Genomic DNA, 7,759 nt, shown 5'->3' with positions numbered 1-7,759 from the left:
CCCTTCATCCCCCACGACGAGCGCCGCCGGGCCGAGCGCTGCGAGCTGATCCTGAAGATGCAGGCCGACGGCCTCGCCAAGCGTCTTGAGCACGCCCACGCCAAAACAGCCGTCATCGGCATCTCAGGCGGTCTGGACAGCTGCCTTGCGCTGCTGGTAGCCGTCCGCGCCATGAAGCAGCTGGGCCGTCCCACCAGCGACGTGCTGGCTGTCACCATGCCCTGCTTCGGCACCACCCGCCGCACCCGCAGCAATGCAGAAATTTTGTGCGACGAGCTGGCCGTCAGCTTTACCGAGATCGACATCGCCAACACCGTCCACAGCCACTTCAAGGACATCGGGCAGGACGAGCAGGTGCTGGACGTCACCTTCGAGAACGGACAGGCCCGCGTGCGCACCCTCGAGCTGATGGACACGGCCAACCGCACCGGAGGCCTCGTCGTCGGCACTGGCGACCTCTCCGAGCTGGCGCTGGGCTGGGCCACCTACAACGGCGACCACATGAGCATGTATGGCGTCAACGCCGGTGTCCCCAAGACGCTGGTGCGCCACCTCGTCCGGTACGAGGCCGACATCGCCGCCTCCGCCGAGCTGCGCCGGGTGCTGCTGGACATCCTCGACACCCCCGTCTCCCCTGAGCTTCTGCCCGCCAAGGACGGCGAGATCGCCCAGAAGACGGAAGACCTCGTCGGCCCCTACGAGCTGCACGACTTCTATCTCTACTACGTCCTCCGCTTCGGCTTCGGCCCGGCGAAGATCTTCCGGCTGGCCAAAACGGCCTTCGCAGGCCGGGCCGAGTACCCGGACGAGGTGCTCTACCGTTGGCTGCGCAACTTCTACTGGCGGTTCTTTGCCCAGCAGTTCAAGCGCAGCTGCCTGCCCGACGGCCCCAAGGTGGGCAGCGTCACCCTCTCGCCCCGCGGCGATTGGCGGATGCCCAGCGACGCCGCCGCCGCCCTCTGGCTGGCCGAGCTGGAGCAGATCCCCCTCAAAGGATGATCTTCTATGAAACGACACAAAAAACTGCTGCTAAATCTGGTCTTTGCCGCCGTCATTCTGGCCGCAGCCGCCGCGCTGCTGCTGGTGCGCAGGGCCGGCCAGACCGGTGCCCCACTCTGTGCCGAGCTGATCTATGGCGACGCCAACACCAAGCTGACCTTTCCCCTCGAAACGGACGCCGACTATGATGTGGACACCGGCTATCTCACCGTCCACATCCGCATTCAGAACGGCGCAGCCCGCTTTGTGGACTCGCCCTGCCCGGACCATGTCTGCGAGTCCTTCGGCTGGCTGAGCGAAGAAGACCAGACGGCCACCTGCCTGCCCGCGCGGGCGGTGCTGACCATCCTCCCCACCACCTGATGGCATACGCATCCAAAGGAGTGAACGCCTATGTTTGACGAAAACGAGCATACCCATCCCCAGAACAACGACGAAGGCCCCCGGCATATCCATCGGGGCATCAAGCGCAGCGAGCCGGACGAGGTCGAGGTGGACAGCGCCGACTTCTTCTCCCCGGAGCCGCCCCGGCCCTCCCGGCCCGCATCTGCGCCGCAGCCGGAGGCCGGGCTTCCGCCTGAACCGCCGAAGTCTCCCGTCCCGCCCCATAAACAGTGGGAGCCGCCGCACCCCAGTGAGGCCGCTCCTTCTGCCGATAAGCTCCCGAAAGGAGGAATGGTCTTGCTGGGATTGCAGGCCGTCCTGAGCCTTGCCGCGCTGGTGCAGCTCTGGCGCACCCAGATGCTGCCGGTGCTCTATCTCGTCATCATCACGGCGCTGCTGGTGCTGCTCTGGCTGCTGGTGCGCAAGTGCCTTGCTTCCCGCACCGGTGCGGTCGTAGCACGGGTTCTGTCCGTCATGCTTTGCGCCGCGCTGGCTGTGGGCTGCGTCTGGGCACAGCAGGGCCTCACGACCCTGAACAATGTCACCTCCGGCCTGCTCACCGGCGCAGAGGCCAACAAGATCACCAAAGAGTCTTTCGTGGTCTACCTCAGCGGCGTGGACAACCGCGGTGAGCTGACCGAAAATGCCCGCAGCGACGTGAACATCCTCGCGGTCGTCAACCCCGTCACCAAGCAGGCGGCCCTCATCAACACCCCCCGCGACTACTACGTTGACCTCGCGGGCACGGAAAGTAAGGACAAGCTGACCCACGCTGGACTCTACGGCGTCGAGACCAGCATGGCGACGCTGGGCAACCTCTACGGTGTGGACGTGGACCACTACATCCGCATCAACTTTGCGGGCTTTATCAGCATCATCGACGCCATCGGCGGCGTAGACGTCTACTCCGATCAGGCCTTCACCTCGGTCGGCAGCCCCGGCTACTATGACCCCACCACCTTCGCTGAGGGCTGGAACCATCTGGATGGCAAGTCTGCTCTGGCCTTCGCCCGGGAGCGCCACGCCTTCAAGACCGGCGACATCCAGCGCGGCATCAACCAGATGAAGGTCATCGACGCGATGGCTAACAAGCTCAAGTCCCCCACCCTGCTGATGAGCTTCTCCAAGCTGATGGACGCCGCTGCCGACTGCTTCGTGACCAGCTTCTCGCAGGAGCAGATCTCCGCGCTGGTGCGGATGCAGCTGGGCGACCTCGCCAGCTGGGACATCCAGAGTTACACCGTCACCGGCTCGGGCGCAAAGAGCTCCAAGTGCTACTCCGCCAAGGGCCAGAGCCTCTACGTCATGAAGCCGGATGAGAACTCGGTCAATGAGGCCAAAGCCCTCATCGCTGCGGTGCTGGGCGGCGAAGACAAGCTCACCAGCACCAGCCAGACCCCCGAAAAGACCGAGGTCTACACCCCCACGGCCGACCCCAACGCCGCCGCGTCCGTCCCGGAGGAGTCTCCCGACAGCGTGATCGTGGAAGAGCCTGCCCCGAGCGACGTCCCCACGGAGGGCGAGGCCGCTGACGGCCAGCCCGCCGAGGGCAGCACCTCCGGCGAGCCAAACGCTTCCACCGAAGTCCCCGCAGAGGGCAGCGAAGAGGCCCCGGCAGACTCCACCGAGTCGCCGTCCTTCAGTATGCCGACACAGGAGCAGGTCGAGCAGGCGGCTTCGTCCCTGCATCAGGCCGCTTCCACCGTGCTGGACGCCCTCTTTGGCTCCGGCACGGGCGGCGGCTCCTCCAGCGCTTCGACCCCCGCCGCATGAACAACGAAAAAATGGCCCGCTGCATCGCAGCGGGCCATTTTTTATTCAGATTTAAGCCAGAATGTCGCCCAGCACGCTCTTGCCATCCAGCGTGGAGGCATCCACGCCCAGATAGTCGCAGATGGTCTGTGCGATGGTGCCGAAGCAGAGCTTGGTGCCGAGGTCAACGCCCGGCTTGACGCCCTTGCCGCAGATGAGGTAAGGCACATACTCGCGGGTGTGGTCGGTGGTCTTGGTGTAGGAGGGGTCGCAGCCGTGGTCGGCCGTGACCATCAGGATGTCGCCCTCCCGCATCCCGGGGATGAAGTCGGCAAGGAACTTGTCGAACTCGGTGGCAGCAGCAGCGTAGCCTGCCACATCGCGGCGGTGGCCGTAGAGCATATCGAAATCGACGAGGTTCACGAAAGCCAGACCCTCGAAGTCGCGGGTCTGCAATGCCTTGGTAAAGGCGATGCCGTTGGTGTTGCCGGTGGTCTTGATTTTTTCCGTCACGCCCTCGCCGTCGAAGATGTCGAAAATCTTACCAACAGCGATGACGTCCCTGCCCGCGTCCTTCAGCAGGTCCAGCATGGTCTTGCGGGGCGGCTTGAGGCTCAGGTCGTGGCGGTTGGTGGTGCGGTAGAAGGTATCGGCAGTATGGCCGAGGAAGGGGCGTGCGATGACGCGGCCCACGCCGTACTCGCCCTTCAGCATCTCGCGGGCAATTTCGCAATAGCGGTACAGCTCATGCACCGGAACAAGCTCCTCGTTTGCGGCCACCTGAAAAACGCTGTCGGCGCTGGTGTAGACGATGAGGGCGTTCTCCTTCATGGCCTGCTCGCCGTAGTCCTTCAGCACCTGCGTGCCGGAGTAGGGCTTGTTGCAGAGCACCTTATGGCCGGTCTTTTCCTCAAACTCGTGGATGAGGCTGTCGGGGAAGCCGTCCGGGAAGGTGGGCAGGGGTTTCGGGCTGACCACGCCCGCAATTTCCCAGTGGCCGATGGTGGTATCCTTGCCCATGCTCTGCTCCTGCAGGCGGGCGAAGGAGCCGGTGGGGGCGGCGTCCTTTTCACCGGCGGTCACGCCGTCGATGTTGAACAGACCGAGCTTTTTCAGATTGGGGCAGTTGAAGTTGGGGTGCTTGGCGATGGCACCGAGGGTGTTGGTGCCCTCATCGCCAAAGGCGGCGGCGTCCGGCTCTGCGCCGATGCCGAAGCTGTCCAGAACGATCAGAAAAACGCGCTTTTCCATTTACGCTTTCACTCCGTTTCTATAGTTTCGCGCCCGCTTCTGCCCGGAAAAGGGCAGAAGTGAGACTTTTCCTTATCCTTATTATAGGCGATGGGGCTGTTTTTCGCAATATCGCCCCGGCATCTATCACGAAAATTTAAGGTTTTCTTTGCCGAATTTTTTCTTGCTCTCTTGTACACAAGCGGTTATAATATAGACCGGTAAGGTTTGAAATACTACCTGACCGGGCCGATGTCCGGCCAGAAGCCGAGGGGCCTTGTCCGGCCCCTGCGGCTCGTCATAGAGGATAAGAAGATATTGTTGGAGGTTATATTATGAGAAAAACGAAGATCATCTGTACCCTTGGCCCGTCTACCGATAAGGACGGCGTGCTGCGCGAGCTGGTCGCCAACGGCATGAACGTGGCCCGCTTCAACTTCTCCCACGGCTCCTACGAGGAGCACAAGGGCCGTCTGGATATGCTGAAGGCCATCCGCACCGAGCTGGGCAAGCCCGTGGCTGCTCTGCTGGACACCAAAGGCCCCGAGATCCGTCTGAAGGAGTTCAAGAACGGCGTCGAGATGCTGGAAGCCGGCCAGACCTTCACCCTGACCACCCGCGAGGTGGAGGGCACCAAGGAGATCTGCTCCATCACCTATAAGGATCTGCCGCAGGACGTCCACGAGGGCGGCATCATCATGCTGGATGACGGCCTCATCAAGCTGGCCATCAAGAGCGTCTCCGACACCGACATCGTCTGCGAGGTGCTGAACAGCGGCAAGATCAAGACCAAAAAGGGCGTCAACGTCCCCGGCGTCCACCTGTCCATGCCCTACCTGAGCCAGCGCGACCGCGACGACATCATCTTCGGCATCCAGCAGGGCTTCGATTTCATCGCCGCTTCCTTCGTCCGCACCGCACAGGACGTCTACGACATCCGCAACCTGCTGAACGAGTATGACTCCCACATCCGCATCATCGCCAAGATCGAGAACCGCGAGGGCGTCAACAACATCGACAGCATCCTCGCCGCTGCCGACGCCGTCATGGTCGCCCGCGGCGACCTCGGCGTCGAGATCGACTTCACCGAGCTGCCCGGCATCCAGAAGAGCGTCATCGACCGCTCCTTCTCCTTCGGCAAGCCCATCGTCACCGCCACCCAGATGCTGGACAGCATGATCGTCAACCCCCGCCCCACCCGCGCCGAGATCTCCGACGTGGCCAACGCCATCTACGACGGCACCTCTGCCATCATGCTCTCCGGCGAGACCGCTGCGGGCGCATACCCTGTTGAGGCCCTGAAGACCATGTCCGCCATCGCCGAGCGCACCGAGAACGAGGTGCACTACCGCGACAACCGCCTGACCGACGCCGCCGGCCAGATCAGCGTCAGCGACGCCACCGCACACGCCGCCTGTCTGACCGCAAAGGACGTCAACGCCTCTGCCATCGTCACCGTGTCCGAGTCCGGCAACACCGCCCGCCTGCTGAGCAAGTACCGCCCCGCACAGCCCATCATCGCCTGCGTCATGGACGAGCAGGTGCAGCGTCAGCTCTCCATCTCCTGGGGCATCACCCCGCTCATGATGGACCTCGCCACCAGCACCGATGAGCTGATCGAGAAGTCCACCGCTCTGGCCAAGGAGAACGGCTACCTCCACGACGGCGAGCTGGCTGTCGTGACCGCAGGCGTCCCCGTGGGCGTCTCCGGCACCACCAACATGATCAAGATCCACATGATCGGCAACTGCCTGTCCACCGGCGTCGGCATCGGCCCCGACGGCGCTGCTCTGGCCAACGCCACCGGCAAGGCCTGTGTCTGCCACACCCTCGAGGAGATCCGCGCAAAGTTCAAGCCCGGCATGGTGCTGGTGGTGCCCTCCACCTCCAACGAGATGCTGAGCTATGTCCGCGACGCCGCCGCTCTGGTGGTCGAGGAAGCCGGCCTGAACAGCCACGCCGCCATCGCAGGCAAGGCCCTGCTCAAGCCCACCATCGTGGGTGCCGTTGGCGCTACCGCCCACATCCGCGACGGCCTGATGGTCGCTGTGGACTGCGCACACGGCAGCGTCCAGCGCCTGCAGGCCTGAGCTTAGGAGGCACAGCATGGAACGCATCGCAAGCTTCTGCGTAGACCACACCAAGCTCGGCCGGGGTATGTACCTGAGCCGTCAGGACGGCGACGTGCTGACGTGGGACATCCGGATGAAGAAGCCGAACCACGGTGATTATCTCTCCACCGGTGCCGCCCACACGCTGGAGCACCTTTTCGCCACCTACGCCCGCAACAGCCAGTACAAGGACGGCGTCGTCTACGTCGGCCCCATGGGCTGCCGCACCGGCTTCTACCTGCTCACCCGGGGGCTTTCCCCCGCGGAGGCTCTGGCCTTGACGGTGGAGTCCTTCCGCTTCATGGCCGCTTTCGAGGGCGATGTGCCCGGCGCAAGCGAGGTGGAGTGCGGCAACTACCGCGACATGGATCTGCCCGCCGCAAAGGCAGAGGCCGCCGCCATGCTGCCCGTGCTTGAGGCACTGACCGCCGACGACCTGCACTACTGATTTTATAGCAATTCAACTTTTTAATGCAACAGCAACAGCGTTGAATTGCATATCGCAAATATGCTGTTTTCATGTTGCACTAATTTCTTGCCTTGCGATAAAAACAAACGAGGCCCGGAGTGGAAACGCTCCGGGCCTCGCTGTTTTATTATTTGTTGTTATGACAGATGAGAAAAGTCATTTCTTCTCAGTATCAATCATGCTTTTTTGATATCTTCAGCATCCGCAGTGATGACGGCAAGGCGATAGCCTTCACCCTCCACCGTAATGGTAGCTGTGCCAACATAGTAAACATCAGCAGGCTCTTTCTTATCGACCGCATCATTGACATTATCCATAGTCTGGAGCAGATTGTAGGCCTGAGCCGTAACATTATAGCCCTTCGTCTCCGTAACTGCAACGAAAACATACTTATCGTTATAAGTTTCACCCATGATGTCCATGAAACTCTTCTTCATTGCTTTCACATATTCATCTTCTGTATCAAACTCCGTGTTTTCCAGCTCGACCCACTTATTCGCGATAGCCTTTGCCTTCTCGTTTAATTTAGAATCTGCCTTAAACTCAACTCCTTCTGCCTTACCCATATCGCTCATTGCATCTGCAATGGTCTTGGTGCTTGCAGCGTTGCCGCAGCCCGTCAGGACAGACAGGGCCAGAACGCCAGCGAGGACGACGGCCAGAAGTTTCTTTGCCATTTTCATGTTGTTTCCTCCCACATGATGATAAAATGAATTTCAGGGGCTGAACGTCCATTTCCGACCATCAGCCTATGAAAACATTATAGGCCGCCGCCGGAGGGGGGCGGAATGTGTAGGGCGGGGGGGGGGGGTTG

At 61.8% G+C, this 7,759-nt stretch carries 7 protein-coding genes; 5 read left to right on the top strand and 2 right to left on the bottom strand.

Annotated features, from left to right (window positions below; all coding sequences use genetic code 11):
* From ACT8X9_RS11985 to ACT8X9_RS11975, 3 genes are all read left to right on the top strand, one after another.
* Positions 1-999: NAD(+) synthase (locus ACT8X9_RS11985; RefSeq protein ID WP_444269138.1), on the top strand; the 999-nt coding region annotated here is incomplete at its 5' end.
* A 6-nt stretch (positions 1,000-1,005) separates the two neighbouring features.
* Positions 1,006-1,362: a NusG domain II-containing protein gene (locus ACT8X9_RS11980; protein WP_249233425.1), complete on the top strand. Its 357-nt coding sequence runs from the start codon at positions 1,006-1,008 to the stop codon at positions 1,360-1,362.
* A 30-nt stretch (positions 1,363-1,392) separates the two neighbouring features.
* Entirely contained in the window at positions 1,393-3,156 is a 1,764-nt protein-coding gene (locus ACT8X9_RS11975; RefSeq protein ID WP_444269137.1) for an LCP family glycopolymer transferase, read from the top strand.
* Positions 3,157-3,207: 51 nt separating this feature from the next.
* On the opposite strand, the gene ACT8X9_RS11970 is transcribed toward ACT8X9_RS11975, so the two are convergent.
* Positions 3,208-4,386 carry a phosphopentomutase gene (locus tag ACT8X9_RS11970; protein ID WP_444269136.1) on the bottom strand — a complete coding sequence of 393 codons (1,179 nt, stop codon included), beginning with the start codon at positions 4,384-4,386 and terminating at the stop codon, positions 3,208-3,210.
* 314 nt (positions 4,387-4,700) lie between these two features.
* Here ACT8X9_RS11970 and pyk point away from each other — a divergent pair, with 314 nt between their 5' ends.
* Positions 4,701-6,455 (top strand): pyruvate kinase, encoded by a 1,755-nt coding sequence (gene pyk / locus ACT8X9_RS11965; RefSeq protein ID WP_412591634.1) that lies wholly within the window; start codon positions 4,701-4,703, stop codon positions 6,453-6,455.
* A gap of 16 nt (positions 6,456-6,471) precedes the next feature.
* On the top strand, positions 6,472-6,924 hold the full coding sequence (locus ACT8X9_RS11960; protein WP_227620210.1) for an S-ribosylhomocysteine lyase: 453 nt from the start codon (positions 6,472-6,474) through the stop codon (positions 6,922-6,924).
* Between the two features lie 197 nt (positions 6,925-7,121).
* Here the strand turns inward: ACT8X9_RS11960 and ACT8X9_RS11955 are convergent, their stop codons facing one another.
* Positions 7,122-7,628: a hypothetical protein gene (locus ACT8X9_RS11955; protein ID WP_444269135.1), complete on the bottom strand. Its 507-nt coding sequence runs from the start codon at positions 7,626-7,628 to the stop codon at positions 7,122-7,124.
* Positions 7,629-7,759: the final 131 nt, after the last annotated feature.

Source organism: Faecalibacterium sp. (assembly GCF_052358865.1).
GTDB classification, from domain to species: domain Bacteria; phylum Bacillota; class Clostridia; order Oscillospirales; family Ruminococcaceae; genus Faecalibacterium; species Faecalibacterium butyricigenerans.
The sequence above is the reverse complement of the archived record's forward strand: the minus strand, read 5'-3'. Positions and strand labels throughout refer to the sequence as shown.

What these genes read in the sequence shown, in the direction of transcription:
- ACT8X9_RS11980 (WP_249233425.1), top strand. Translation starts at nt 1,006, where the DNA reads ATGAAACGACACAAAAAACTGCTGCTAAATCTGGTCTTTGCCGCCGTC.
- ACT8X9_RS11975 (WP_444269137.1), top strand. Translation starts at nt 1,393, where the DNA reads ATGTTTGACGAAAACGAGCATACCCATCCCCAGAACAACGACGAAGGC.
- ACT8X9_RS11970 (WP_444269136.1), bottom strand. Translation starts at nt 4,386, where the DNA reads ATGGAAAAGCGCGTTTTTCTGATCGTTCTGGACAGCTTCGGCATCGGC.
- pyk (WP_412591634.1), top strand. Translation starts at nt 4,701, where the DNA reads ATGAGAAAAACGAAGATCATCTGTACCCTTGGCCCGTCTACCGATAAG.
- ACT8X9_RS11960 (WP_227620210.1), top strand. Translation starts at nt 6,472, where the DNA reads ATGGAACGCATCGCAAGCTTCTGCGTAGACCACACCAAGCTCGGCCGG.
- ACT8X9_RS11955 (WP_444269135.1), bottom strand. Translation starts at nt 7,628, where the DNA reads ATGAAAATGGCAAAGAAACTTCTGGCCGTCGTCCTCGCTGGCGTTCTG.